Raw genomic sequence first — 26,602 nt, 5'->3', positions numbered from 1 at the left:
AGTGCGCCCTGTTTCGTTTACGGCGGTCGGGTCTTGGGGACCGGCGTCGGTCAAACCGTTCCTTTTCAACCGGTTTCTTCAATGATCAACAGTCTGCTTACCCGTGTCTTTGGCAGTCGTAACGAACGCCAGCTGCGCCAGCTCACCCGCCTCGTCACCCAGATCAATGCGCTGGAGCCGACGATCGAGAAGCTCTCCGACGCCGAGCTGCAAGCAAAGACCCCGGAGTTCAAGCAGCGGCTTGCCGCCGGCGAGTCCCTGGACAAGATCCTTCCCGAGGCGTTTGCGGTCTGCCGCGAGGCCAGCCGCCGCGTACTCGGCATGCGCCATTACGACGTGCAGCTGATCGGCGGCATGGTGTTGCACCTGGGCAAGATCGCCGAGATGCGCACCGGCGAAGGCAAGACCCTAGTCGCCACCCTGCCGGTGTACCTCAACGCGCTGCAGAGCGAGGGCGTGCACGTGGTCACCGTCAACGACTACCTGGCGCGCCGCGATGCTGCGCAGATGGGCAAGTTGTACAACTGGCTGGGCCTGAGCGTGGGCGTGGTGTATCCGGGCATGCCGCATAGCGACAAGCGCGAGGCCTACGGCAGCGACATCACCTACGGCACCAACAACGAGTTCGGCTTCGACTACCTGCGCGACAACATGGCGCTGTCGCGCGCCGACCGCTATCAGCGCAATCTGCATTACGCGATCGTCGACGAAGTCGACTCGATCCTGATCGACGAAGCGCGCACCCCGCTGATCATTTCCGGCCCGGCCGACGAATCGCCGGAGCTGTACATCCGCGTCAACCGCATCGTGCCGCAGCTGACCAAGCAGGAAAGCGAAGAAGGCGAGGGCGATTACTGGATCGACGAGAAGGGCAAGCAGGTGCATCTGTCGGAGGCGGGCATGGGCCACGCCGAAGAACTGCTGATGCAGGCCGGTATCCTGGAAAACGCCGAAGACGGCCTGTACGCCGCGCAGAACCTGAGCGTGGTGCATCACCTCAACGCGGCGCTGCGTGCGCATGCGATCTATCAGCGCGATGTGGATTACATCGTGCGCGATGGCGAAGTGGTGATCGTGGACGAATTCACCGGCCGCACCCTGTCCGGGCGTCGCTGGTCCGACGGCCTGCATCAGGCGGTCGAAGCGAAGGAAGGCGTACCGGTACAGCGCGAGAACCAGACGCTGGCCAGCATCACCTTCCAGAACCTGTTCCGCATGTACAAGAAGCTGTCCGGCATGACCGGTACGGCCGACACCGAAGCGTATGAATTCCAGAGCATCTACGGCCTGGAAGTGGTGGTGATTCCGACCAATCGCCCGACCGTGCGCAAGGACCATCCGGACCAGGTGTTCCTCAACCGCAAGGGCAAGTTCAATGCGGTGCTGGCCGACATCGAAGACTGCGCCAAGCGCGGTCAGCCGGTGCTGGTGGGAACCACCTCGATCGAGACCTCGGAGATGCTGTCCGAGCATCTGCGCAAGGCGGGCGTGGAGCACGAAGTGCTCAATGCCAAGCAGCACGAGCGCGAAGCCACCATCGTGGCCAACGCCGGTCAGCCGGGTGCGGTGACCATCGCCACCAACATGGCCGGTCGCGGTACCGACATCGTGCTGGGTGGCTCGCTTGAGTCGGAGTATCACGCGCTGGGCGAGGATGCGACCGAAGAGGCGCGCTTCAAGATCAAGACCGATTGGCAGCGTCGCCATGACGCGGTCAAGGCGGCCGGCGGCTTGCACATCATTGGTACCGAGCGCCACGAATCGCGGCGTATCGACAACCAGTTGCGCGGCCGTGCCGGTCGTCAGGGCGACCCGGGGTCGTCGCGTTTCTATCTGTCGCTGGAAGACAACCTGATGCGCATCTTCGCCTCGGACTGGGTCCAGAAGGCGATGCGCATGATGGGCATGAAAGAAGACGACGTCATCGAAGATCGCCTGGTCAGCCGGCAGATCGAAAAAGCCCAGCGCAAGGTCGAAGCGCACAACTTCGACATCCGCAAGAACCTGCTGGACTTCGACGACGTCAACAACGATCAGCGCAAGGTGATCTATTCGCAGCGCGATGAGTTGCTGGACGCCGAGTCGGTGAAGGACAACGTTGATGGCATCCGCGGCGATGTGATCTATGACCTGGTCGCCCGCTTTGTGCCGCCCAATTCGGTGGACGAACAGTGGGACCTGCAGGGCCTGGAAGCCACGCTGGAATCGGAGCTGGGCATGCCGATGGCGTTGCGCGAAATGGCAAGCACGCAGGAAGAACTGGACGCCGAGCAGATTGCCGTCAAGGTGCAGACTGCGGTGGATGCGCACTTCGCCGAGAAGGAAGCGGCGGTGGGCAACGACACCATGCGCGCGCTGGAAAAGCACGTGATGCTGACGGTGCTCGACCAGGGCTGGAAGGAGCATCTGGCCAAGATGGATTACCTGCGCCAGGGCATCTATCTGCGTGGTTACGCGCAGAAGCAGCCCAAGCAGGAATACAAGAAGGAAGCCTTCGAGCTGTTCTCCGAGATGCTGGAGAACGTCAAGCGCGAAGTGGTCAACCTGCTGGCGCGTGTGCGCATCCGCAGCGAAGAAGAAGTGGCCGAGCTGGAAGAGCAGGAACGTCTTCAGGCACAAGCACGCCTGATGGCCTCGCAGTTCCAGCACCAGGACGTAGGCGGTTATGGCGCCGACGAGGAAGTGGAGCAGATGCAGGGTGGCAGTGCGCCGGTACCGGTGTCGCAGGTCACCCGCGACGAACCCAAGGTGGGCCGCAACGATCCATGCCCGTGCGGTAGCGGCAAGAAGTACAAGCACTGCCACGGTCAGCTCAGCTGAGCTGAGCTGACCGTGGCGCAGCCCGCGAAGCGGGCTGCGCACCCGCTATCCGCAACGCGGATAGCGGGCTCACGGTATTGCTTCCGATCCCCGCGCCTTCGGCGCGCCCCCTTACCAAGGGGGCTCTACCTACGAGAGGGATTCTTGGGGGGTCTCGAAAGTCCGGTGACGGAATGGCATACGCAGGGGATACGTCTTCGCGTTTGATGCTTGCGCCTTCGGCATGCGCCCTTTACCAAGCGAGCTCTGCTGACGACGCGTATTCGTGGGTTTCCTGGGAAGCCGGATACGTGAAGCCGGATGCGGGTGCATGGCCTGGTTTCCGATCCCCGCGCTTTTGGCGCCTCCTGTCGGGCGTTGCTCGTGGAAAGTCGACGGCGTTTTCGAGAAACCAGAGTGTGGACGGCGAGCGTACTTGGCAAGCGCTCTCCCGGTGAGTGTCAGCACGGCGAGGTCCGCTCTACGCTCCCGCATCTCTTGCGGTGCTCATTGTTCCTGCCGTAGACATGCTTTTCCGCCTGCGCGACTGCGGGCGTATGCTCAGGCCCACGTCCTGCGTGGAGTGCGGTCATGTCGTTGTCCAGCCAGCAACTGAAGGTGTTCGTGCCTGCGCGCGACTACGCGTTGTCGCAGCGCTTTTATCGCGCACTGGGCTTCGTCCAGGAGGACGAGGTGGGCAACGTGACCTGTTTCCGGCATGGCACCCATTGCGCGTTTTTGCTGCAGGATTTTTATCTGCGTGAGCTGGCCGAGAACCTGATGCTGCACCTGTGGGTGGACGACGCGGATGGCTGGTGGCAGCACGTGCACGACACCGGTCTGGACGAGCAGTTCGGGGTGAGCTGCAGTGCGCCGGAAGACCGGCCATGGGGTGCGCGCGACTTCACCTTGCACGATCCCAGCGGGGTGCTCTGGCGCATCGGGCATCCGTTGTAGGGCCGGGGATTTGTGATTTGAGATTCGGAGTGGTCGAAGCGTGCGCCAGGTTTGCCTTGGCGTATCTCTAGCCTCGCATTCCCATTCGGCTGCGGTCCGAGTGATTGCGTTGAACCGCTCACTCGCGGCACTCTTATTGCATGCCCGATTCCCTAAGATCCATTCACGTCGTCGCTGGCGTGATCACCGACCCGCGCGGCCGCATCCTGCTGACGCGGCGTACCGAAACCCGCGACATGCCCGGCCTGTGGGAATTCCCCGGCGGCAAGCGCGAGCCCGGCGAAACCTCCGAGCAGGCGCTGGTGCGCGAGCTCAATGAAGAGCTCGGCATCGAGGCCCAGGTCGGCGAGTGGGTCATGGATGTGCCGCAGCTGTATCCGGACAAGCGCCTGCGCCTGGAAGTGCGCCACATCGCTTCCTGGAAAGGCAGCCCGCGCGGCCGCGAAGGCCAGGCGATGACCTGGGTGGCGGCCGACAAGCTGGCTCGCTATTCGATGCCGCCGGCCGACGTGCCGGTAGTGGGCGTACTGCGTCAGCCCGACCGCTATTTGATCACGCCCGAGCCCGAGGACGACGCGCGCTGGCTAGAAGGTCTGGAACGCGCGCTGCAGGACGGCGTGACCCGCATCCAGTTGCGTGGGCGGCAGGTTGCGCCTGCGCGTTGGCAGGCGTTGTTGCAGCAGGTGATGAGCCTGCGCGGCCGCGCGCGCGCGCAGTTGCTGCTCAATCGCGATATCGCGCTGGCTGCGGAACTTGGTATCGGCGTGCATCTGGGATCGGAGCAGTTGGCCGGTTTGCGGGAGCGCCCGCTGCCCACAGAACAACTGGTTGCTGCCTCGTGCCATGGACTGGAAGATTTGCGTCATGCGCAGCGGCTGGGCTGCGATTTTGCGGTGCTTGGGCCGGTGCAGACCACCGCATCGCACCCGGGTGCGACACCGCTGGGATGGGACGGATTCGAAACCCTACGCGAGCAGGTATCGCTGCCGATCTACGCGCTCGGCGGCATGCAGGCGGCTGACCTGCGCGAAGCACGCTCGCATGGCGCGCAAGGTATTGCGGCCATTCGCTCGCTGTGGCCGCAGTAAGCGAACGGCGACCGACGCTGGTGGTGTTCGGTGGATTGCCGGGCGTGGGCAAGAGCGCTATTGCACAGGCGTTGCTGACGCAGTGGCCCGCGTTTTATCTGCGCATCGATACGATCGAGCAGGCACTGCGCGAGAGCGGTGAACTCGCCACCGAGGTCGGGCCGGCCGGCTACCTGATCGCTTACGCACTTGCGCAGGCCAATCTACGCCAAGGCCATGTGGTGGTCGCCGACTGCGTGAATCCGTTGCCGGTCACCCGTGCATCCTGGCGCGCGGTGGCGCTGCGTACGCAGAGCCACTTGCTGGAGATCGAAGTGGTCTGCAGCGATCGCGCGGTGCACCGGCAGCGCGTTGAATCGCGGCGTAGCGAGATCCCCGGACTACGCGTGCCGGAGTGGTCTTCTGTCCTGGCGCACGACTATGTGGCATGGACCGAGCCGCATTGGGTGATCGACAGTGCCATGCTGAGCCCGCAGCAGGCGGTCGCAGAGGTCATGCACCGGCTTGCCGCGCAGCCTTCAAGCGCTTAGCGCAAGCAGCTACCAAACGACTGTGCAGCCACCAGGCGCGCGCGGCCGGTGCTCGGTGCGGCCTCTACCCATTCGTACACTCCGGTTCCTCCGCACCCACCTGACAACTGCTCGCTACCTTGTGTCAGCCGCGCTTAGTCCCTGCGTGCTGGCTGCCTTTAGGTCGGCGGGTTGTTCGGAACAGCGGTGGTCATCGCCGCCATCGCCCAAGGATGCGATATGCAATCTCGCTGCCATCGTGAGGCCGGCTGACAAGACGGAACGAGTCGTCGTCGCGCGGCTCAGGCGGCGTGCTCATAAACCCAGGTGTTGCATGCAGATTCCGGGCATCGGCGGCGACCGCGCTGCGCTGCGTGCAGTCTTTATTGCAAGCGGACTTAAAACGTCACCCAGAAGCAGTTGTACTGCCGCCGCAAGCGCAACACGCTGCGCGCAGGCGTGCCGCTGGCGAGGTTCTGTTCCAGGCGCAGGCCCCATGGGCGCGGGCGTGTGGGCGTGGGCAATGGCGCATCGATCGCGCTGCCATCCAGCGACGGGGCTGTTGCGGCGGTGTCTGCCTCCCAGGTCGGTGTATCGGTCTGCGGATACATCGGTGCGATGTCCAGCAGCGGGCGTTGCACGATGGCTTCCAGCCGGCTCAGCACTTGGTTGGCCGCCGCGTCGGATTGCCCGCTCCACAGGTAAAGGCTGGACAGTCGATTGACGTCACGGCTGTCCACGGCGCTTTGCAGGAGCGACACCAGCTCGCTCAACCGGCGTGGGCAGCCATAGCGGTGCAGCCCGGTATTGCCCTGTGTGCGCGGGGTCGGTGGCGCGCGCATTGCAGCGCCCACGTCTTCGCAACGGCGGTCGGTGAACATGGTTTGCCCGTCCGGCGTGACGCAGCGGCGGATCTCCTGTGCCTGCACGCGATTGGTGGCAGGCAGGCAAAGCAGCAGCAACATCACTGGCAGGAGGCGAGGCATCCGCGCAGCGTAGCCGGGCGCGCGTGAGCTGGCGAGAAGCGCGAAAGAGCACGCGCCGGCTCGCGTGACGTAGCTGGCCGCACCCGCCGGAGTTGAATCGTTTGTACCGGTGAATTGCTGCAAGTGGGCCGAGCGCGTGGCTGCGCTCAGCGCCCCAGCAGTTGCAGTACTTGCGTGGTGGGCTTGGCCAGGTTGAGCGTGTAGAAGTGCAGCGCCGGTGCGCCGCCGGCAATCAGGCGCTCGCACAAACTGGCCACCACTTCGGCACCGAAGGCGCGCACCGCATCGGCGTCGTCGCCGTAGGACTGCATCTTCTTGCCGATCCAGCGCGGGATCTCGGCACCGCATTGCTCGGAAAAACGCCGCAGCTGCGAAAAATTGGAGATCGGCATGATGCCGGGAACGATCGGCACCTCCACGCCCATACGCTGCACCGCGTCGCGAAAATGGAAGTAGGCATCGGCGTTGTAGAAATACTGGGTGATCGCGGCATCGGCGCCGGCATCGACCTTGGCCTTGAAGTAGCGCAGATCGCTCAACGCATCGACCGCTTGCGGATGGGTTTCCGGATACGCGCCGACTTCGATCCGGAAGGCATCGCCGTGCTCGGCGCGGATAAAGGCGATCAGGTCCGAGGCATAGCGCAGGTCGCCCGGATGCCCCATGCCCGAGGGCAGGTCGCCGCGCAGCGCGACGATGCGGGTACAGCCGATGGCGCGATACAGCTTGAGCAGTTCGCGAATCTCCTGGCGGTTACCGCCCACGCAGGACAGATGCGGCGCCGATTCGAAGCCATGTTTCTGCTTGAGGTGGCGCACCGTCTCGGAGGTGTAGCTGAGCGTGGAGCCGCCGGCGCCGAAGGTGCACGACACATACTCGGGCGCATAACCCTTCAACTTGGTCGCGGTGCGGTCCAGCTGCGCGCGCTGGTCGTCGGTCTTGGGCGGGTAAAATTCGAAACTGAGATGCGTCATCGCGGCGGGTCCGGCGGATCGTGCTCGAATAATATCGCTTCATCGCGATGAATGCATATTTGGTTGCGAGTGTCCCGATTGCCTGGCGGCAACTCCAGCGTGCAGTTGCGCAACGCAGCGGTGGCATGGTCGGGTCTGCTTGCGTGCACTTGTCGCGCGGCGCGGCGCGGCGCGCGCGGTAAGCTCAGGTACCCCACGCCACTTGATCGGAGCGCGACATGCAAGAGCAGGAAATGGACGTTATCGCCGAATCGCTGGGCCGCATCTGGGTGGCGTTGGCGCGCAGCGTCGGCGATCTGGCGCTCGCCTTGGCCTAGAGCGTGTTATGTACTTTGAGGTGAGTGCGAAGCGTCCTGTGGCGCGTCGAGACAAGGCGTGCGCTGCGGCCCAGGCTTGGCCGCCTGGGCAAGGCGCGCAATGCGGTATCGGCGCGCCACAGGGCGCTTCCCGGAGGGTTGGCCGTCAGCGGCACGGAGCGGGCGCCGCGCGGCTTGCCTTGGCGCCAGCCAAGCCGGCGCCACGCAGCACCCGCTCCGCACCGCACCGCTGACAGCCAACGCATCTCATCTCAAAGTGCATAACACGCTCTAACAGCCTGGCGTGGATGGCAGCAAGTTGCTGAGCGACTTTGCCGCGCGTCTGCCGTCGGGCCAGGACGACGACACGTCCAAGGTGTTCGAAGCGATCCGCCAGTACATCGACCAGGGCGTCGCTCCCGACCAGGAGTGAGCATTGCCACGCGCGTCTGCTGCACGCAGGCGCGCGCGATGCAGGCCTGGTGTGCAGCGGCGTCGCACGCTCTACGCCATGCATTGACATCTGCCTGCCTACACTGGGTGCCCCTTTAACGGAGCGCCTTCATGTCCGACACCACGATGACCGCCATCGCCATCCGCGATGGCAAGGGCGACGCCGACGCGCTGTATGCCAGCGAGCAGGCGCGCCCGCGTCCGGCGCCGGGGCAGGTGTTGATCCGCGTGCATGCGGCGGGCATCAATCGCCCCGATCTGCTGCAGCGTGCCGGGCACTATCCGCCGCCGCCGGGCGCGCCGGAAACGCTGGGTCTGGAAGTGGCCGGCGAGATCGTGGAGCCGGCCGGTCGCTGGAAGGTCGGCGACCGCGTGTGCGCGCTGCTGGGCGGCGGTGGCTATGCCCAACATGTGGCGGTAGATGCGCGGCATGTGCTGCCGATTCCTGCGGGCATGGATCTGGTGCAGGCGGCCGCGTTGCCGGAAACCATCTTCACTGCCTATACCAACCTGTTCGAGCATGGCCGCTTGGCGGCCGGCGAATGGCTGTTGCTGCATGGTGCGACTTCAGGGATTGGCGTCACCGCCATCCAGATGGCCAAGGCCGCCGGTGCGCACGTGTTGGCCACTGCGCGCTCGGCCGGCAAGGCGGCGCAGGCGCGCGAGCTGGGCGCCGATGTGGCGATCGATTCCACCAGCGAATCGTTTGTGACCGTGGCCAAGGCGCATGGCGGTGTGGACGTGGCGCTCGACATGGTGGGCGCTGCGGTCTTTGCCGATACGCTGGAAGCGCTCAACCCGCGCGGGCGCATCGTCTACATCGCCTCGCAGGCCGGTTCGACCATCGAAGTGCCGATTCCGCAGCTGATGCGCAAGCAGGCCATCCTCACCGGCTCGACCCTGCGTCCGCGCAATGCCGACGAAAAGGCGCGCCTTGCCGCGGAGGTCGAGCGCGTGGTGTGGCCGTGGATCGAACAAGGCAAGATCCGCGTGCTGATCGACAAGCGCTTCCCGCTCGGTGAGGCGGCTGCGGCGCATCGCTATCTGGAGCAAGGCAGCCATCTGGGCAAAGTGGTGCTGGAGATGTAGTCCGCACTCGGTCGTCGCTGCGACTTCCGCAGACAACGGACGACCGAAACGCAGCAATACGACGATGCGAGCCGATACCGCTGGCAGGCGCTTATGCGCTGCGATCGACCACCGCTTCGATGTGGTGGCCATCGGGGTCGATGGCGAACGCGGCGTAATACGCATCGCCGTAGTCGGGTCGCAAACCGGGCACGCCGTTGCTGCGACCGCCGTGCTCAAGTGCGGCCAGATGAAAGGCGTCTACCGCAGCGGCGGTGCTGGCTGCGAATGCAAGATGGAATCCGCTGCCCGGCGCGCAGTGCGTTGCCTGTTGCTGTTTCAACGCCAGACAATCCTCGCCGCCGGGGCGGCCATAGCCGACCGCCTGATCGAGCGTGCCGGGTTCCAGGTCCGACCACACCCGCACATAGCCCAGTGCGCCGAGCACGGCGTCGTAAAACGCGGCTGAGGTTTCGATGTTGCCAACGCCAATGGATACGTGATGCAGCATCGATGCAGTCCTGTGATGAGTGGCGCGCGTGTGCCGGCTGGCGATCCTGGTCTGTGCGGATGCCTTGGGTCAATCGCCTGCAGTGATTGCAGCCCGTCAAGGCGCTTGCAGAAATCGATGCAGTGGCCTGCATCGCATCTGTCAGCCAGGCGCCGCGCCGCAGAATGCTGACGAAGCCGCCGCATGGCACCCATGCAGGTATAGCAAAACAAGCAGGAGCGATGTCTCGCAGCGGGCCATGGCCTGACCGTACACTGCGCCGTCGCACACGTGTGGCCGGAGGTCGCACCACAGGTTGCGTCGGCCCGATGCCGTCGCAGCAGGCAGTGCAAAGCAACCAGCACGACTCCCCTATCAGCACGAAGGTTTCGATGAAGCATCCAGACGCATTGCGCATTGCCCTTGTCGGGATCGGCAAGATCGCCCGCGACCAGCACGTGCCGACCATCGCCGCGCGCCCGGACGTGCAGTTGGTGGCCACGGTGAGCCGGCATGGCACGGTCGATGGCGTCCCGGCGTATCACACCCTGGATGAAGCGTTCGCCGCGCATCCGGAGCTTGAAGCCGTCGCCTTATGCACACCACCGGTCGGGCGGCATGCCTTGGCGCAGGCGGCGTTGAGCGCTGGCCGGCATGTGTTTCTGGAAAAGCCGCCGGCCGCCACGCTTGCCGAGATCGACGACCTGCGCAAGGTGGCGCAGCACGCGCAGCGAAGCCTGTTCACCAGTTGGCATTCGCGTTGCGCGGCTGGCGTGGAGCCTGCACGCGCGTGGTTGGCCGATAAGCAGATCGTGCGCGCGCACATCACCTGGAAGGAAGACATCCGCCACTGGCATCCCGGGCAGGACTGGATCCTCGAACCCGGCGGTATGGGCGTGTTCGATCCCGGCATCAATGCGTTGTCCATCGTCACCCACCTGTTGCCGCGTAGCTTCGCATTGCGCGAGGCCGAGCTGCATACGCCGCAAAACCGTCAGGCGCCGCTGTACGCCAGGCTTGCGTTTGTCGATACCGTTGGCGTGCCCGTGACGGCGGAGTTCGACTTCCTGCAGACCGGCCACCAACGCTGGGATATCGAAGTGGAAACCACCCAGGGTGTGCTGATGCTCAGCGAAGGTGGTGCCAAACTGCACATCGACGGGCAGGCGCAGACCGTGCCCGCGTCCAGCGAATACGACGGCCTGTATCGACGGTTTGTGCAGTTGGTGCGTGCCGGCGAATCGGAGGTGGATGTCGCTCCGTTCGTGCATGTGGCCGATGCGTTTTTGCTCGGGGCACGCACGGTCACCGCGCCGTTTGCCTGGTAAGTCGGTCGCGCTATCGCGGTGACCTTGCTGAAGAACAACACCGACCACTGGTCGGTGTTGTTTCGCCTTGATCGCGTATTTGCACGATGACTGCAATGCCATCGCGCCACATGCGCAGGGGCAGCGTCGCTGCTGCCGGTGCCGATCAACGGCTTTCCAGTGCCACGTCGTCTTGCCCGACGTTTTCGGTATTGCGGACATCCGCCACCGAGAGGGGTGTACTCGCCGGCTTGCGCAGCGCTGGGGTGATCTGCGCGCGGAAGCGCCTGACCACCCACGTCTCATCGAGCAACGCAAACGCGAAGAAACCCAGCAAGGTGCCCGCGACCAGCGTGGGCGCATGCGTAAACGTGCCAGGCAACAAGAGACTGAGCCACAGGAAGATATTGGGCGAGGTCTGCAGCAGGTGAATGTCTGCCGCAATGCCGGCGTCGATCCGCTTGCCGGTCACGCGCTGGTGCGCGCGTAAGTACAAGGCGCTGCCCACGCGGCACGCCAGCAATAGCGTAAACGGCAGCAGCAATGCGCCCCAGGCGTGCCAACCGCCATCCATCAATGCGTGTACGAGTGCGGTTCCTTCGGTGCGTAGCCCGACCAGCAAGGCCATCGGTACCATCGTCAATGCGCCTACCCAGCCCCAGTTGGTCGCGAGCTTGCCGGCTGCGATCGGCCGCGCCCGCCGCCATCCCTGTGCGGCCAGCGAGGGCAGTGCCAAGGCAAGCAGCAGCACCACGAAGAACTGCTCCAGCGCATGCGCGTTGCCCAGCAGCTCACGGTGATCCACAACCAACACCAGCAAGAGCAGCGGCAGCAGCACCGACAACACCAGCGTGTAGCGTGCTGCAAAAAAGTAATCGCCGCCGCGTGCCAGCGAGAAGGTCGGCACCGACAACGCCGGCGGCACGATCAACAACAAACCAATCACATGGATCCATTCGTTCTGGAACTGTGTGAGCAACAGCATGGCGCAGAGCGCGCGTGCCACGCTGATCACGCACAGCGCAATGTTTTCCGGCCCCTGGGTCAGCCGTAAGGCGCCGGCCTCGATGCGTACCGACAGGAAGAACGCATTGGCTGCCAGCAAGACGACGATGGCTGTGGTGCTGGCAATATGCGGCACATGGACGCCTGCGCACGACAGCGCGAAGCCGCCTAGCGCGGCGAGCAACATCCATTGCAGGAGATGGATTTCGGTTTGCTCGCCCAGATAGTTCATGCGCGAGGAGCTGCGCGCAGTCATCTGCTTGAGCTCGTCCCACGACAGCGGCCGGGAATTGGGCAGCCGGAAATCGATATAGTCGGCAGGTGGCAGGCCGGAGGCGATCAGCGCAAACACCTCGACGATGTATTTGTGTGCCACCACCAGCACCTGCTTGCCTTGCCGGTCCAATGGCGCAAGCACGGTGTCGTAGTAATGCTTGCAGCGGGCATACATGTCCATCCAGTGTTCGCCATCGGGCGGCGCGCCGTCGGCATCGTGGAAGCAGGCATCGTAGAGGCGGTGGCCGATCGACTTCTTGATCAGCGTTTTGTTCTTGCCGGCGAAGATGCCGAAATCGCGCTCCACCAATGCAGCGCTGGAGATCACCTGCGGGGTCCCGGTGACGCCTTCCAGGATGATGGCCGCGGTTACCTGCGCGCGTTCGAGCGTGGACACGTGGACTTGGTCGAAGTGCAGCCCGCGTTGACGAACGTAATCGGCTGCCTGGCGCGCCTGACGACGGCCCAGCGGGGTGAGTGGCGAGTTCTGCGCGCCTGCAAAATAGTTCTGTTCGTTTGCGAGCGACTCGCCATGACGGACGAAGTACAAAGGCATGGGCTGGGCTCCGGTAATGCACCACTGATCGGTGAGTCCGGTAGCGTTGCAACACGAGTTGCCGACGCGGCGCCTGCATAGCTGCCAGGCGACCGCTGATGGATGCGGCATAGGCCGCGTATCCGTCGGTGCCTCGCGCCGTCAGCCCATATGACGGTTGCTTGCGACGTTGTGTCGATCATTGCTCATGCGGCAAGGCCATCGGCTCGCGGTCAACCGGTTGCACGCCATGTGAGCAGGTGGGGCAGCATGCATCCGATTGCCAGTAGGTCCGGCGAGCCGAGCGTTTCGTTGCGACGCGAACGCTGTTTTTATCGATCGATTCATCTGCTGACCAAGAATGTGTCGATCGCACCCGTTTGCTTGGTGTGCGCGTGTCATCGAGTGCGACGGCATGCGCGCAGTGTCGTTGCGCGATACGAAGCGATCATGTTGCCCGCAGACGCACAACGCCTGTGTACGCGAAATGCGGCACAGGCGTTGGCTGATGCGGTGAACAGGTTGACGATCACGCAGTTGTCTTCTCGGTAGCCTGCTTGCGAGATCTGGTTACTGCCAGGTGTGCAGGTGCGATTTCGAGCAGCTGACACAACGACCGTGCTCACCGCCAGGCGGACGCGGACGTTGTTCGGTGCGGCATGTACCGCGCGTACACGCCGGTTCCTCCGCGCCATCCACGCCCACCTGACGACTGCTCGCTACGTGCTGTCAGCCGTTCTTCCATCACCTGCACATGCAGGCAACACCGGTGGGCACATGGCTGCGGTGGGGATCAGCGCCGCCACATCCGTGTGCCACGCGCCGGCAGGGTAAACGTGTAGGAGCCGCTGGTAATGCGCACCACGTTGCCCGACCCCAGCGCGTCCACGTAGTCTGCATTCCAGTACAACACGCTGTTGTTCATGCCGACGGTGGTGGTGACCGGGTTGCCGCATTTGTTGATGCCGACGATGCCCATGCTGCCGCGACGGAACAGGATGTGGCAGGAACTGGACGACAACACCTGCATGTCGGTGCCCTGCACGCCATTGTGGAAGCCGATCATGCGGCGCAGGTCGTCGCGCTGGTAGGCGTTGACCCAACGGTTGTCGCCGCTCTCGTTGTTGTCGGTGTAGACCATCGGCATGCCGCCGTTTCGGCCGATGAGATACGCATAGGCCAGGGTTTCGTCGACCGGGTCGAGAATGGCGTAACGGAAGCCAGCGTTGTTGGGGATGTCGTGAGTGATGGCGAAAGTCACTGCGCGATTGCCCGGCAATGCCTGCCCTCCGCTCGCCGGGTCCACCAGCTGCTGCATGCTGGCACCGACCGCAAACGCATTGCGCACTGCGTTGAACAACGGAAAGTCGTAGGCCGCATGCGGCGTGGATTGCAGATATGGCGCCAGAAACTGATCGTAATCGCCATTGCCGCTGCCGCCGCCGGTGATCACTTCGCCGAACACATAGACACCGGAGCGGATGCCGGCATCGAAGACGCGATTGAGATGATCGAAGGTCATGTGCTTGGCCGCATCCACGCGGAAGCCGGTCACGCCCAGGCCCTTGAGTGCCTGCAGATAGGCGCGCTGCTGTTGCACCACCCAGTCGTTACCGACCAGATCCGGCAAGCCCGGGTCGCTGCCGCCGCCGCAGATGCGGTAATTGCGCACCTGGAAGGCGTCGTTGTAGTTGGTGATGCACTGCGCCGGGCCAAAGTCGCTGGCGCTCAGAAAGTTCGACTGCAACGTGCCGAACAGGCGCAGCGAATCGTAACGTCCCGGGTTGGCTGCGTACTGCGACAACACCGCGCTGCCGGGGTAGTTGAGGTCCGAGCGCGTCGCCGCTTCGTTGGCCATATGGTTGAGCACCACGTCGGCATAGGTTTCAACGCCATTGTTGGCCAGCGCCTGCACCATGCGTGAGAACGCAGCGGTGTCGCCCAGCGGGCCGTCGATCACGCGCAGGTCCTGCGGTTGATAACGCGCCCACCATGCACTGCCTTGCGAACGATAGGCGGGAGCCACCAGCACCTTGCGATAGCCGGCATCGGCGATCTCTTTGGCGCGTGCTTCCACAGTGGCGTAGGGCCAGTTGAAGGCATGCAGGATGACATCGGCCTGCACATTGGCGGTGGTCAGCAGCAAGACCAGCGCTGTCAGCAGCAGGCGGCCGCAACGCTGCATGAGCGAGGGTGGAGCATGAGCTAGCGTGTTGCGCATCGGATGGTTCTCCAGTCGGTAAGAGCGAGCACGCGCGCAGTCTGCGATGCCCACATCAAGGCCTCCGGCCCCTGTTCCGGAAAGCGCGCGCACGGCGTGCAGCGCGCGGTGATGCTAAGCGCGCATCGCGCCGCAACATCGGTGCTGTGCATACGTATTCAATGCCGCCAACCGCGAAACTGCGTGTGGAGTTCGGTGGCAACAGGGCGGTCGGTCGCACAAATGCGCGCGATCCCCTACTGCTGGAACACTGGGCATCGGGCCAGTGTGTTTTCAGCGGCTAACGCGTTTGGTCTGGTGTGCGCCGCTATCGACGACGGCCACTGCAGGCGTGACGCGCAGCAGGCAATGCGCTGTCTGTGCGTGTGCTGCTGGACGACGTGAGTGCGCTCGACGTTGCAACACGGTGGGCGCTGCCTCGAGCGAGCGATACGGCAAAACGGGGCGGCAAGACATCGCGGGCAGCATGCGTTGCCGTGCAGTGCAGTGCAGTGCAGCCGGTGCAGCGTAGGCCGCACCGGCTGGCTAGGCGTGCTTAACGATAGACGTGGCGGAGCTCATCGCGCGTATGCAATTCCTGCAGCTTGGTCAGCGGTAGCTCGATGTGTTCGTCGGTGTAATAGGTCGGTTGCTTCGCAGTGCTGCCGCCCGCATCGCGCTCGGCACCTTTCCACTTGTTGAAGCCCTTTTGCGGCAGTGCCAAGGTGATGGTTTCGCCACTGACGCTTTGCACCCGCACCACACCGTAGGCGTGTCCATCGTAGGCGCCAGGCGCCACCGTCTGCAGGTCCACGGTGTACAAGTCGCCTGCCGCAGGCTGCGCCAGCAGTGCGTTGTCCTGCTTCGATGTCTGCGAGGCGCTGTAGGCGCCAAACACCACCAGGATCGCAATCAGCCCGAGCAGGACCAGCCCGCCAAACCGGCGATAGGCAGGAATCGGTGGCTTGCCCTTAGCTGCTTCGAAGGTTTTGGTGTCCAGCGCAGTGCTGTGGTTGCAGCCGTCGCACACACGCAGGTACTGCTTCTTGGTGACCCAGCTGAAGATGTACCAGAGGTGCGCGTAGCGGTAATGCAGGACATTGCGAAAACTGCGCTGTTGCGCGCATTGGTCGCAATGCGCGCCGTCGGCGGCTCCGAGTGCGATGGCGTCGCCGCCCGATCCCCAGATGATCATCATTCGTCCTTGAACTATATGGAAGTGGCGCATGATAAACGCTGATCGGCTGTTTTCGCACCTGCCCGGCTGCCTAGCGGCTCCGGGTGGCACACGCTGGCCCGGACTGGCGACGCAGGTGCCTGGCGCCGGCCGCGTTAAACTAGCGGCTAGTCCACTGCCGATGTCGCCCATGCGTAATCCACTGCAAGAACAGCTGCTCAAGGCTGGCCTGGTCAAAAAAGCCCAGGTGGACAAGGTTGCGCGTGAGCAGGTCAAGCAACGGCACGCCAAGGGCGGGGCGGTCACGCCTGCCGATACCGACAAGGTGGATGCGGCGCGGTTGCAGGCCGAGCGTGCCGAGCGCGATCGTGCGCTGGCCGAAGAACGCAACGCGCAGCTGCGCAAGCAGGAAGTGCTGGCGCAAGTGCGCCAGATCGTGGAGACCAGCAAGGTCAAGCGCGAAGGCGAGATCGACTACCGCTTCAACGATGGCAGCGTCATCCGCAGCGTGCTGGTCAATCCTGCGTTGCGCAGCCAATTGGCCAGTGGCGCATTGGTGATCGTGCGACATGGCGACGGTGTCGAGCTGATTCCGCGCGTGGCTGCCGACAAGGTCTACAGCCGCGATCCAGGCACTGTGGTGCTGGACCACGCCCGCAACCCCGCACCGCCATCGAGCGATAGCGACGATGATTACTACAGCCAGTTCAAGGTGCCTGACGATCTGATCTGGTAAGTGGTCGCGCGCAGTACTGCGCGTTACCCTGGCGTTCTTTGCCCCCGACCCCGTTGCCATGTCGATCGTTCTCACGCCGTTTGCCCGCCCCCGTTTGTTTCCGCGCGATGGCCGTCGCAATGCGATCCAGGACTGTACCGCCGAGCAGTTCATTCAGCATCTCAACGATGCGCCACCGCTGCGCGTGATCGAAGGTTACGCGGCGTTCTGCCAGCTGCATGTGCACCACAACTGGACCAGCACCCGCTGCCTGACGGTACCGATCAGCGCAGAAAACCGTCACCTGCTGCGCTCCGGTTACGAAGCGCGCAACACGCAGGAATTGCCGGTGTTGGTTCGCTGGTTCGAAGGCGTCGAGCCGCCGGTCGCGCAGTACATGCTGCCGATCCTGTACAGCCGCGATCAGCTGGCCAAGGAAGGCGCACCCATCGATGCGGACTGGGGCGTGGTCGGCTGTCTTTACACCGCTGAGCCGGACGAAATCCCGATGACGCCGATCACCATGTTGCGCAATGCGCTAGGCGTGGAAGAGGGCGGCTCGGGCGTGCCGCTGGACCGCGACGCGTACCGGCGCAGCGTGGCATTTTGGGAGGCCAACGCGAACTGGCGGCCCTAAGGTCGCCCGAGGCGGCGCCGGTCGGGATCATTTCGGTGGCATCGGTGCTGGGCGTGACCCGCCCCCGCAGAACCTTGCCTTTGGCATACCGCTGTCGAGCGGATCGAAATCGATGCAGCAAGCCGCTGCACATCCCCATTGCGTCCTTCTCGACGCGGCTGCAGATCGTCGAGCGCAGCGAGCACGGAGCATCTCGGCTGTCGTCTGTGCGCTTTGCGTGAGATCCGACGCTGCCCGAGTGTTCAATCCGATCGGGATGCGTTCCTCGATGCTTCATGGCCCGCACGGCGCTACTCATTGGCCGGGTGGCGCCGCGAACGCCTCTTCGGCGAGGCGGTCAAGATAGGCGCGCATGCGCGTTTCGATCAGCGCCGGCTCGGTGGGCAGGGGGCGTGCGGGTGCGTTGCCCGCGCCACGCGCGTGCACGCGCGGATAGGGCGATGCGGGCACGGCCACTTCCAGGAAGGCGCACAACCGTTCCCATCCCGTTTCCGTGTCGGCATCGAGCACCAGCAGGCGCTGCGCCGGCACGCGCTCGATCACGGTCTGGTTCCAGCGGCGGAAATAGTCGGTCATGAAGGCGCGCTCGCCGATCCGCTCGCCCAGCTCGCGGCGCAGGAACCGGCTCAGCCGCTGGCCCTGGTTGCCGAACAGCGACGGCACGCTGCCGTCGCCGGAAAAGATCGTGGCATGCACCGAATCGAACCACGCGTCTGGGTCGCGTACGGTCAGGATCACCTTGGCGTGCGGGAAGTGTGCGACCAGTTGTGGCCAGAAGCAGCAGCCCGGATAGTCGGTGGTTGCTGTATAGCCGGCGAAAATCGCGTCCCAGTCCGGTTGCCCGTCGATTGCGTGCTCCCACAACGGCAAGGCCTGGCGCAGCTGCGCGGCCAGTTCCATGGCGTGGTAGCAGCGGCCCAATCCCAGATGCTCCAGCGCCAGCTTCAGCGACAAGGTGCCGGTGCGGCCGAGGCCTGCGCCGATGATGCGCAGGCTCACGTGGCCGGCTCCGTGGCGTGCGCCAGCCACTGTGCGGCTTCGCTGCACAGTTCCGCCTGTGCGCGTGTCGCGTAGGCGGCGACGACAGACGCCGGCAACAGGGAGCGCCAGCGCCCCGCACGGCCCTGGTTGAAGAAAGCCTTGCCGCCTTCGCGCCACAATCCGGCACCCTGCGGCACGTAGCGTGCCGCGTGCTGGCGCATGTAGTCGAAGCGGCAGTGGTGCAGGATCGCCTTCCAGGCCGCGTCGCGCACAGGAATCTCCAGGAACGCTGCGATGCGGCGTATCTGTCCCGGCAGGTCGTGCAGGAGGTCGGCGTAGTGCACCAGCAGCACGTTCGGCTGTGTGCGCTGCTGCCACCAGCTGCGCACGCCCTCCCAGAATGGCCAGAACGGTGCGCCGTCGTGCGCCAGCCAGTGCGCCACGTACTCGTCCACCGGCAGGCTCGGCGGCGGCACCACGCGCAGCTTGCCGGGCTCTCCCGCGCCAGCGTCCAGGCGCGCTTGCGCGTCCTGGCTCACCGCGCACTGGTGGTCGTACAGGCTCAGCGCGATGTCGCGGCCGTCGCGGCCGATATACAGGTATTTGGCGCGCGCACTGATCACCAGCGCATCGGCCGGCAGGTGGGTCTTGATAAAACGCCGATGGGTCTGCGCCTGCAGCAGCGCGAGTTTGCTGGCGCGGTTCGGATGCACGCTGTCCAGCCACGGTGAGAGACGCGAAACATCGACGTCTGCGGCACCTTCGAAGATCAGTTGGGCGACGATCTGTTGCAGCCAGGTGGTGCCGGCCTTGGCATAACTGGCGATGATGATGTCGCCGTGCCGGAACGCCAGCTCGTTCCACGCTGCGGAATCGAAAAAGCGGTTGGGATATTCGCGGGTCTTGGCGAATGCGGTGGAGTCAGCCATGCGGAGGTTCTGGAGGGTAGGAGAGGGACGCGGCTATGGCAGCGTGCGAGGTAAGGGCCACACTGGCCGTACGCGGCCGCAGGGCGATGCGGACGTCGAGCGGGCGCAGCACCAGCGCCGGAAACGGCGTGGGCCGCGCATCCGCCGCCAGGTGCAGCGTGCGCAGACGCAACAGGCTGGCGACGACAACGGTCATCTGCACCTGCGCCAGCATGCTGCCGATGCAACTGCGCGGGCCGCCGCCGAACGGGAAGTAGGTGTAGCGCGCTGGTGCATGTGCGGCCGTCTGCAACCAGCGTGCAGGCACGAAGCGCTCCGGTTCGGCAAAGTGACGCGGATCGCGCTGCACCACCCATTGACTGACGATCAGCTGGGTGCCGCGCGGGACCGCGAAGCCGTCCAGGGTGGTCTCGCGCTGCGCGATGCGCGCGGTCATCCATGCCGGCGGATACAGGCGCATGGCTTCCTTCACGCAGGCGCGGGCCAGCGGCAGGCGCTCGATGAGGGCATCGCCGCAGGCGTCATCGGATGCGGCGTCGAGGTCGGTGGCCGCGTCGGCTTCCTCTGCGACTGCCTGCGCGAGCGATGGATGCTGTGCCAGCAGCAACAAGGTCCAGGTCAGCCCGGCCGCCATCGGTTCCAGCGCAGACATCAGCATCGCCGCAGCCTCGTCGCGCCGCCAGTCGCTGCGGCCATGCGGATCGTCGCGGCGGAGCAGTTCGAGCATCGAGTCGGTGCCGGCAGGACGCGACGTATCGAGAATCTGCGTCAGTGCCAGGTCCAGCGCTCCGCGTGCGGCAGTCAGCCGGCGCTTGCCGACGCTCGGCCACCAGGCCGGCGCTGCGGACGGCGTCCGCGTCTGTTGCAGGATCGCATCGACCATCGGCAGCATCCGCAGCAGCGCCGGAGCCTGCGTCGCATCGCCGAGCAAGAAGCCGGCGCCGAGCTGCGCGCACAGCGCGGTCATGGTCGGGCGCAGATCCTGCGCAGGGTCGGTGTCGTCATGCGTTCGCAGCAAGGCCTGCGTCGCAGCGGACGCCTGTATGGCGTAGGCGCGCACCAAGCTGGCGCGGAAGGCGGGTTGCAGCGTGCGTCGCTTGTGTCGCCACTCGGTACCGTCGCTGTTCATGACCGACGCGGGAAATGCGGCGCGACGCGCGCGCGGGTCCGGATCGGTCTTGGCATAAAGAGCCCCATCGTCGCCGAGGACCTGGGCGATGGTCGCCGGTGCTGCGAGGAGATAGGTGCGCTCGGCGATCCGCACCACATCGCCGTAAGTGTGTGCACTGGCTTGCAGGAAGCCCAGCGGATCCGCGGTGAATGCCTGTCGATTGCCGAACGCCCAGTGTCCCCGAGGCCCGGGCGGAAGCCGTCCTGCCTCGGTCACGCGCAGCACCATGCGGGCACACGCCACTGCATCATGCCGATTGCCGCATGTCGGTCGCGATGGCAGCCGGCGAACGCGTGCATGCTGCGCTCCAAGGTCTCGACGCGAGGGGCGCGCGAGGAGGCGGATCGCCTCCTCTCACGCGGATGCCACGCGACGGTGGCGGACGGATCAATAGGTGTAGATGTAGCCCAGCTTGCGGGCGCCGAAGCTCTGGACCCAACGCGAGAGCGATCTAAAAAATACTTTCATGGCGATATTCCTGATTGAAGAGGAGAGCCTGTTGCGGTGATCGCCGCTGCATCGGCGAGGCAGCCACGAGAAAAACATCCCCGCCCGGGGCGGGCCACGCAAGCGAAAGACTAAAGCGAAAGACTAAAGCGTGCTCAACTGCGGATGCGTCATGTGCCGATTCTTGACGCCTGTCACGCGCGGGATGGGATCGCCGCGATCAGCTGGCCAAGAAAGGCGCACCTATCGATGCGGACTGGGGCGTGGTCGGTTGTCTTTACACCGCCGAGCCGGACGAAATCCCGATGACGCCGATCACCATGTTGCGCAATGCGCTAGGCGTGGAAGAGGGCGGCTCGGGCGTGCCGCTGGACCGCGACGCGTATCGGCGCAGCGTGGCATTTTGGGACGCTAACGCGAACTGGCGGCCGTAGCAGGCGCGACGGTCAACTCGGTTAGCAGTCCGGCATCAATGGCGGAATGCGTCGCTCGTACACGATGTTTGCAATTTAGTTTTACACGTACTAAATGAAAGCGGCTAACAAAATTTCTTGAATCTTGTCTCGCCGATGGCGACATTACGGGCATGACGCGTTGCAAAGAGATCCCCATTGTGCCGTGGAAGCGCATCGAGCCACTGATTCAGCAAGTGAAGCGTTCGCACAAAGGTGGACGGCCGCGTATCGGTGATAAGCAAGCCCTCAACGGCATCGTCTATGTCTTGCGTACAGGCATTGCGTGGGAAGACCTACCCATATCTAACTCGGCTATGGCAGCGGCATGACCTGCTGGTGCCGGTTGCGCGCTTGGAAAGCCGCTGGTGTGTGGCATCGTCTTCATCAGGTGTTGCTAGCCGAGCGATGTCGCGCCGAGCGGCTGGATCTGACCGAGCACGTCTGGACCCGGCCAGCGTGGCCCCCCCCGGGGGGCTACACATGCCTGAACCCGACCAATCGCGGCATACTCGGCAGCAAACGGCATCTGATCGTTGATCGGGACGGGTGCCCTTGGCGTTGTGCGTCACCGGCGCCAATCGGCACGGCTCGGTGGTGTTTGAGGACTTGATCGACGCCTTGCCTCAAATTTCCGGAAAACCAGGGCGCCCGCGCCGCTGGTCCGGCAAACCGCATGCCAACAAGGCCTAGGACATCCAACGATGTCGCACCTTCCTCAAACAGCGCTGCATCAGTGCGCGGATTGCACGCAAGGGTGTCGAGCGCAACGACCGGTTGGGCCACCATCGATTGGTCGTCGAACGCACCCATGCCTGGTTCGCAGGCATGGGTAAGCTGTGCATCCGCTTCGAACGCCGCATCGATCTCCACCTGGCGTTGCTCTCGCTTGCATGCTCCATCATCTGCTTACGGCTTCTTCCTCGGTTTTGCTAGCGGCTCTTAGCCTGTTTGCAGCTACATTTTGTCAGTAAAAACTAAGCTCCATTAACAATGGTTATAAATAATTTCTATCCATTCCAGCAACTGCTCTCAAGGTGCGTCACCCGCGGTTTTGTGTCACTTGCTGTCAAGGCGTGCAGCCGGCCCAGCTAGGTAGGAAGCATGGCTAAATGGACCGATTACTAACACTTGTCTGATGAATTTGTAGCGGACCGGACCATAGCATGGTAAAAGGTGCGTGTAGGCAGCACGGGGAGGTCTACATCAAGCCCTAACAAAATCACGGAGTGACAAATGTTAAGCAATTGGACTGTTAAGTTAAGTGCGATATTTCTTCCCGCTATAGTTGCGTGTTCTTTTTTGTATGCTTCCGATGCGTCAGCTCAATCCAATGAGGCGGCCGTAACATGCGAGGGTTGCGGTACTACGGCGATGCAAATTGCTGCTCGTCGTTACGCTCAGACACGTCCTCTTCCATCTATAACCGATATTTATGTTGTCAATGCAAGTAACGACATAACTTTGAGATGGCGGATGCAGAGAACTTGGGAGGGTGGTGCTGCTTGTGCACCAAGTCCCCGGCCTCGTCCAGAATGTTTGCCAGTTATATTAAGTTCGACCTTGCCCGTCGAGTCGGGCTTATCGACTTATATGTCTGCAATGCGAACGGCAGCAGCAGAACCAGAAGTAATTGCTGCTCCGGGTTTTCCTACCACCCCGTATGACGATATGTACAATCCCGGTAGACAAGTTGTTATTCACAACTGGCTTTTAGGGCATCCGTTCTATGGTTATCTTCAGCTAGTTGTAAACGGAGTGAATCCGGTGCTCGCGCGCGACGTTCAAATACCGATTATCGTTCGTTACGCCGATGGAGGGGTCGCGCGTTATGCTTGGGACAGAGCTAGTCAAACCTTTAAACCTATTCCAGGATCTTATAGAGATAATGCGGGAAACTTCATACCTCAAAATAAAGACCAAATGGGGAGGAACCCGGGCGTAGCTACTGTCTATAACTTTGCTGGGTCTAGCACTGCAGATGTTGCTGCATTCGTGAATCAATTATTTATTATTGGTGTCAACATGGAGCAGGGAGCGCCTGTACGCAAGGTGACCGGAGTAGTCTGCGTTGTTGGCACCGTAAATGGACAGCCTGAGTCCACCTGCAACTACAAGTATGATTAAAATAAGAGGCAAAGGTATGCATAGCGCCAGTCGTCCTAGGGGGAGTATTGCGCTACTTTTCGCAGTATCTTTTTTGGTTTGTATATTCTCTGGTTTCATAGCTCCGCAGCATGCGGATTTCGCGCCGGTAACAACGACTTTGAGACCATGGATGGTGGTCATGAGCATTGTTTCAGGACTCGTGTGCCTATTTACAGTCTTCTCGGCATGGAGATGGTTGTATAATATCTTGCATAATGGCGGAGCGCGAAAGATAGTGAAATGACGCGGTGATTTCTGAGCTACTTCTGCTAATAAAGAAAAGCCTCTGGCTTAACCCCAGAGGCTTTATTTTGCATCTTCGTGTTGCTAGCCGCTTATTTTTTTGCAGAGATGATGCGTTACTATAAAACGACGCCTCCCCAATTTTGAGTAGTACGTTAGTTTGGAAGTCAATTCTTAGGTATTCCCACGTTTTTCAATAATAGTTGCCCCGGCGCGGCCATCTTCTCGAGATTTCAGAGGTTACATGCCGGTAGGTCGCCTGTCCGACGCCACGTTGATCGGTTACCCAGAAACGCAAAATCAGCGACTGAAGGCGTACTTTTTGCTCTGATGCAATATCAGAGCAGCTAGCAAAACTACTGCGCCCACCGTCAGGTGGGCGCGGCCGGTGCTCGGCATCAGCATGTGCCACTCGTACATTCCGGTTCTGAGTGCGCCGTCCGCACCCACCTCACTACTGCTCACCACGTTTTGTTGGCCCCTTTTAGTCAGCGCCAAGCACAGCCATGTCAGACGCCGTCCAGATTGCGGTGACGACGCAGCTATGCACCAACCCTTGCTCTCTGAGCTGCTCGAAGACCGCGGCGGGTGGCCATCCTACGTGTGCATCGGCAAACGGAAGTCGCAGCGACTGCAGCACGCTTAATTTCGTGGCCTGCTGGTGTGGTCCACAGAAGTCCAGCACAATTCCGTCATTCGTTGCGGTGCCAAGCATCAGCAACTGCTGATACGCGGCGCCGGCCGTACACACGACGATCTGGTGATCCAGTACCACGCCGACATGAACCATCATGTGCAACCTTCGCTTACAGCTCGCTAAGGGTCCGGGCAAGGTGCTGGGTGTATTCGGCTCCTCGTGCGTCCGTAGATTCGGCCGCAAAGTCGCGCTATCGTCCGACAGATACCTTGTGACCGATATTCCCTCAGCGCATGAGGCAGCGCCAGTGGCGGCACAATTCATTGCGCGTTTGGTCTGCTGATCTCATAAAAAAACGGGCGCCTCGCGGCGCCCGTCTGTTTCAAATCGTTGCAAGGGCGATCACTCGCCCGATCACTCAGTAGCGGTAATGATCCGGCTTGTACGGGCCGGCCACGTCCACGCCGAGATAATCGGCCTGGTCCTTGGTCAGGGTGGTCAGCTTGACGCCGATCTTTTCCAGGTGCAGGCGGGCCACTTCCTCGTCCAGGTGCTTGGGCAGGATGTAGACCTTCTTCTCGTAGGTGTCGCGCTTTTCCCACAGGTCGATCTGCGCCAGGGTCTGGTTGGCGAACGAGTTGGACATCACGAAGCTCGGGTGGCCGGTGGCGCAGCCCAGGTTCACCAGGCGGCCATCGGCCAGCAGGAAGATCGCGTTGCCGTTGCCGAACACGTACTTGTCGACCTGCGGCTTGATGTTGATCTTCTCCACGCCCTTGAGTGCATTCAGCGCATCGACCTGGATCTCGTTGTCGAAGTGGCCGATGTTGCACACGATGGCCTGGTCCTTCATCGCCTGCAGGTGCTCGACGGTGATGATGTCCTTGTTGCCGGTGGTGGTGACATAGATGTCGCCGCGGCCCAGGGTGGATTCGATGGTGTTGACCTCGTAACCTTCCATCGACGCCTGCAGGGCGCAGATTGGGTCGATCTCGGTCACGATGACGCGGGCGCCATAGTTACGCAGCGACGCGGCGCTGCCCTTGCCCACGTCACCGTAGCCGCAGACCACAGCGACCTTGCCGGCCAGCATCACGTCCATCGCGCGCTTCAGGCCATCGGCCAGCGACTCGCGGCAGCCGTAGAGATTGTCGAACTTGCTCTTGGTGACCGAGTCGTTGACGTTGATGGCCGGGATCAGCAGCTTGCCGGCTTCGGCGATCTGGTACAGGCGGTGCACGCCGGTGGTGGTCTCTTCGGAGACGCCCTTCCAGTCCTTTACCACGCGGGCCCAGTAACCCGGGCGCTCGACGGCCACGCGCTTGAGCAGCGCCTTGATCACGCCTTCTTCGTGCGAAGACGCCGGCTCGTCAACCCAGGTGCTGCCGTTTTCGAGCTCATAGCCCTTGTGGATCAGCAGGGTGACGTCGCCGCCGTCGTCCACCACCAGCTCCGGGCCGGTCTGGGTGCCGTCGGGCAGGGTGAAGGTCAGCGCATCCAGGGTGCAGTCCCAATACTCTTCCAGCGTCTCGCCCTTCCAGGCGAACACCGGCGTGCCGCTCACCGCAATGGCGGCGGCAGCGTGATCCTGTGTCGAGAAAATGTTGCACGAGGCCCAGCGCACGTTGGCGCCGATGTCCTTGAGCGTTTCGATCAGCACCGCGGTCTGGATGGTCATGTGCAGCGAGCCGGTGATGCGCACGTCCTTCAGCGGCTTGCTGGTGGCGTGCTTGCGGCGGATCGACATCAGGCCCGGCATCTCGTGCTCGGCGATGTCCAGCTCCTTGCGGCCCCAATCGGCCAGGGAGAGGTCGGCGACCTTGAAGTCGTCGTTTGCAGCGGTTTTTGCGACAGCGTTCATGCAATTGCTCCGGTAGGCAGACGAATGTCTGCAATTCCGGGCGCCGTTGAACGAGAAATCCCTGTCGAGCCTGGCCGTATGTATCTGCACGGTTGGTGCAGTTGGCAGATCGATCTGCCATAGCGGTCGCAGCGCCCCTCGACGAGGGTCTGATTATATCGGCAGCACCCCCGTCCGGCATGAATTGCCGCACACCCCAACCAACGGCAGGGGGAGCGGCCGACGGACGGCTGCTATGGTCCGGGGTCGATCCAGAGCGGG

21 protein-coding genes, 2 other RNA genes, 2 pseudogenes and 1 riboswitch are annotated in these 26,602 nt (G+C 63.1%); of the genes and pseudogenes, 14 read left to right on the top strand and 11 right to left on the bottom strand.

All coding sequences use genetic code 11. The annotated features are described in order from the left end of the window. Positions 1 to 81: 81 nt before the first annotated feature. From secA to ABQZ00_RS16235, 4 genes are all read left to right on the top strand, one after another. Complete coding sequence (secA, locus tag ABQZ00_RS16250; RefSeq protein ID WP_323538761.1) at positions 82 to 2,820, top strand: preprotein translocase subunit SecA; 2,739 nt, start codon at positions 82 to 84, stop codon at positions 2,818 to 2,820. Positions 2,821 to 3,390: 570 nt separating this feature from the next. Next, positions 3,391 to 3,756: a VOC family protein gene (locus ABQZ00_RS16245; protein WP_055850954.1), complete on the top strand. Its 366-nt coding sequence runs from the start codon at positions 3,391 to 3,393 to the stop codon at positions 3,754 to 3,756. A gap of 140 nt (positions 3,757 to 3,896) precedes the next feature. Then, positions 3,897 to 4,844: a Nudix family hydrolase gene (locus ABQZ00_RS16240; protein ID WP_323538762.1), complete on the top strand. Its 948-nt coding sequence runs from the start codon at positions 3,897 to 3,899 to the stop codon at positions 4,842 to 4,844. Further along, on the top strand, positions 4,832 to 5,374 hold the full coding sequence (locus ABQZ00_RS16235; RefSeq protein ID WP_323538763.1) for a P-loop nucleotide/nucleoside kinase family protein: 543 nt from the start codon (positions 4,832 to 4,834) through the stop codon (positions 5,372 to 5,374). The genes ABQZ00_RS16240 and ABQZ00_RS16235 overlap by 13 nt, the downstream gene beginning before the upstream one ends. Before the next feature lie 377 nt (positions 5,375 to 5,751). On the opposite strand, the gene ABQZ00_RS16230 is transcribed toward ABQZ00_RS16235, so the two are convergent. Continuing rightward, a complete protein-coding gene (locus ABQZ00_RS16230; RefSeq protein WP_323538764.1) occupies positions 5,752 to 6,339 on the bottom strand; it encodes a hypothetical protein in 588 nt (195 codons plus the stop codon). Positions 6,340 to 6,485: 146 nt separating this feature from the next. After that, positions 6,486 to 7,313: a methylenetetrahydrofolate reductase [NAD(P)H] gene (gene metF, locus ABQZ00_RS16225; protein WP_055850966.1), complete on the bottom strand. Its 828-nt coding sequence runs from the start codon at positions 7,311 to 7,313 to the stop codon at positions 6,486 to 6,488. Positions 7,314 to 7,913: 600 nt separating this feature from the next. On the opposite strand from metF, the gene ABQZ00_RS16220 reads away from it, so the two are divergent. Together ABQZ00_RS16220 and ABQZ00_RS16215 are read left to right on the top strand one after the other, a co-directional pair. Next, positions 7,914 to 8,042: a hypothetical protein gene (locus ABQZ00_RS16220; RefSeq protein ID WP_323538765.1), complete on the top strand. Its 129-nt coding sequence runs from the start codon at positions 7,914 to 7,916 to the stop codon at positions 8,040 to 8,042. 131 nt (positions 8,043 to 8,173) lie between these two features. Continuing rightward, positions 8,174 to 9,151 (top strand): NAD(P)H-quinone oxidoreductase, encoded by a 978-nt coding sequence (locus ABQZ00_RS16215; RefSeq protein WP_323538766.1) that lies wholly within the window; start codon positions 8,174 to 8,176, stop codon positions 9,149 to 9,151. Positions 9,152 to 9,242: 91 nt separating this feature from the next. Here ABQZ00_RS16215 and ABQZ00_RS16210 read toward each other — a convergent pair whose 3' ends face one another. After that, entirely contained in the window at positions 9,243 to 9,641 is a 399-nt protein-coding gene (locus ABQZ00_RS16210; protein ID WP_323538767.1) for a VOC family protein, read from the bottom strand. A gap of 371 nt (positions 9,642 to 10,012) precedes the next feature. Between ABQZ00_RS16210 and ABQZ00_RS16205 the strand changes: the two genes are divergently transcribed. Then, complete coding sequence (locus tag ABQZ00_RS16205; protein ID WP_323538768.1) at positions 10,013 to 10,948, top strand: Gfo/Idh/MocA family protein; 936 nt, start codon at positions 10,013 to 10,015, stop codon at positions 10,946 to 10,948. A 145-nt stretch (positions 10,949 to 11,093) separates the two neighbouring features. Here the strand turns inward: ABQZ00_RS16205 and ABQZ00_RS16200 are convergent, their stop codons facing one another. Beyond that, entirely contained in the window at positions 11,094 to 12,764 is a 1,671-nt protein-coding gene (locus ABQZ00_RS16200; protein WP_323538769.1) for a histidine phosphatase family protein, read from the bottom strand. Between the two features lie 638 nt (positions 12,765 to 13,402). Between ABQZ00_RS16200 and ABQZ00_RS16195 the strand changes: the two genes are divergently transcribed. After that, positions 13,403 to 13,478, top strand: a non-coding RNA gene (locus tag ABQZ00_RS16195) — sX9 sRNA. A 58-nt stretch (positions 13,479 to 13,536) separates the two neighbouring features. On the opposite strand, the gene ABQZ00_RS16190 is transcribed toward ABQZ00_RS16195, so the two are convergent. Both ABQZ00_RS16190 and ABQZ00_RS16185 read right to left on the bottom strand, forming a co-directional pair. Further along, positions 13,537 to 14,907 (bottom strand): alpha-amylase family protein, encoded by a 1,371-nt coding sequence (locus ABQZ00_RS16190; RefSeq protein ID WP_323538870.1) that lies wholly within the window; start codon positions 14,905 to 14,907, stop codon positions 13,537 to 13,539. A 592-nt stretch (positions 14,908 to 15,499) separates the two neighbouring features. Then, the gene (locus tag ABQZ00_RS16185; protein WP_323538770.1) at positions 15,500 to 16,138 is read right to left on the bottom strand and encodes a hypothetical protein; all 639 of its coding nucleotides are present in this window, start codon (positions 16,136 to 16,138) and stop codon (positions 15,500 to 15,502) included. A 172-nt stretch (positions 16,139 to 16,310) separates the two neighbouring features. On the opposite strand from ABQZ00_RS16185, the gene ABQZ00_RS16180 reads away from it, so the two are divergent. Together ABQZ00_RS16180 and ABQZ00_RS16175 are read left to right on the top strand one after the other, a co-directional pair. After that, a complete protein-coding gene (locus ABQZ00_RS16180; RefSeq protein ID WP_115528202.1) occupies positions 16,311 to 16,856 on the top strand; it encodes a DUF2058 domain-containing protein in 546 nt (181 codons plus the stop codon). Between the two features lie 58 nt (positions 16,857 to 16,914). Beyond that, on the top strand, positions 16,915 to 17,472 hold the full coding sequence (locus ABQZ00_RS16175) for a DUF3228 family protein (protein ID WP_323515517.1): 558 nt from the start codon (positions 16,915 to 16,917) through the stop codon (positions 17,470 to 17,472). Positions 17,473 to 17,766: 294 nt separating this feature from the next. On the opposite strand, the gene ABQZ00_RS16170 is transcribed toward ABQZ00_RS16175, so the two are convergent. Genes ABQZ00_RS16170 through ABQZ00_RS16160 form a run of 3 tightly spaced genes read right to left on the bottom strand, consistent with a single transcriptional unit; the run spans position 17,767 to position 20,769 of the window. After that, complete coding sequence (locus ABQZ00_RS16170) at positions 17,767 to 18,471, bottom strand: sulfotransferase family protein (RefSeq protein ID WP_323538771.1); 705 nt, start codon at positions 18,469 to 18,471, stop codon at positions 17,767 to 17,769. Continuing rightward, a complete protein-coding gene (locus tag ABQZ00_RS16165; protein WP_323538772.1) occupies positions 18,468 to 19,382 on the bottom strand; it encodes a sulfotransferase domain-containing protein in 915 nt (304 codons plus the stop codon). Before ABQZ00_RS16165 ends, ABQZ00_RS16170 begins: the two co-directional genes overlap by 4 nt. Further along, positions 19,375 to 20,769, bottom strand: coding sequence for a cytochrome P450 (locus ABQZ00_RS16160; RefSeq protein WP_323538773.1), 1,395 nt, complete (start codon positions 20,767 to 20,769; stop codon positions 19,375 to 19,377). Before ABQZ00_RS16160 ends, ABQZ00_RS16165 begins: the two co-directional genes overlap by 8 nt. A 446-nt stretch (positions 20,770 to 21,215) precedes the next feature. On the opposite strand from ABQZ00_RS16160, the pseudogene ABQZ00_RS16155 reads away from it, so the two are divergent. The 4 genes and pseudogenes from ABQZ00_RS16155 to ABQZ00_RS16140 all read left to right on the top strand — a co-directional run. Further along, a pseudogene (locus ABQZ00_RS16155) lies at positions 21,216 to 21,434 on the top strand (DUF3228 family protein); the annotation flags it as partial. Between the two features lie 152 nt (positions 21,435 to 21,586). Next, positions 21,587 to 22,388: pseudogene (locus tag ABQZ00_RS16150) on the top strand (IS5 family transposase). Between the two features lie 300 nt (positions 22,389 to 22,688). Then, the gene (locus ABQZ00_RS16145) at positions 22,689 to 23,579 is read left to right on the top strand and encodes a hypothetical protein (protein ID WP_323538774.1); all 891 of its coding nucleotides are present in this window, start codon (positions 22,689 to 22,691) and stop codon (positions 23,577 to 23,579) included. A 667-nt stretch (positions 23,580 to 24,246) separates the two neighbouring features. Then, a non-coding RNA gene (locus ABQZ00_RS16140) (sX9 sRNA) lies at positions 24,247 to 24,323 on the top strand. Between the two features lie 4 nt (positions 24,324 to 24,327). On the opposite strand, the gene ABQZ00_RS16135 is transcribed toward ABQZ00_RS16140, so the two are convergent. Both ABQZ00_RS16135 and ahcY read right to left on the bottom strand, forming a co-directional pair. Next, a complete protein-coding gene (locus ABQZ00_RS16135) occupies positions 24,328 to 24,636 on the bottom strand; it encodes a hypothetical protein (protein ID WP_323538775.1) in 309 nt (102 codons plus the stop codon). Between the two features lie 262 nt (positions 24,637 to 24,898). Continuing rightward, positions 24,899 to 26,341, bottom strand: a complete 1,443-nt coding sequence (gene ahcY / locus ABQZ00_RS16130) for an adenosylhomocysteinase (protein WP_055850993.1) — start codon at positions 26,339 to 26,341, stop codon at positions 24,899 to 24,901. A 31-nt stretch (positions 26,342 to 26,372) separates the two neighbouring features. Further along, positions 26,373 to 26,487: riboswitch (S-adenosyl-L-homocysteine riboswitch) on the bottom strand. Positions 26,488 to 26,602 lie beyond the last annotated feature (115 nt).

Source organism: Xanthomonas sp. WHRI 10204, from assembly GCF_040202875.1.
Taxonomy (GTDB): domain Bacteria; phylum Pseudomonadota; class Gammaproteobacteria; order Xanthomonadales; family Xanthomonadaceae; genus Xanthomonas.
The sequence above is the reverse complement of the archived record's forward strand: the minus strand, read 5'-3'. Positions and strand labels throughout refer to the sequence as shown.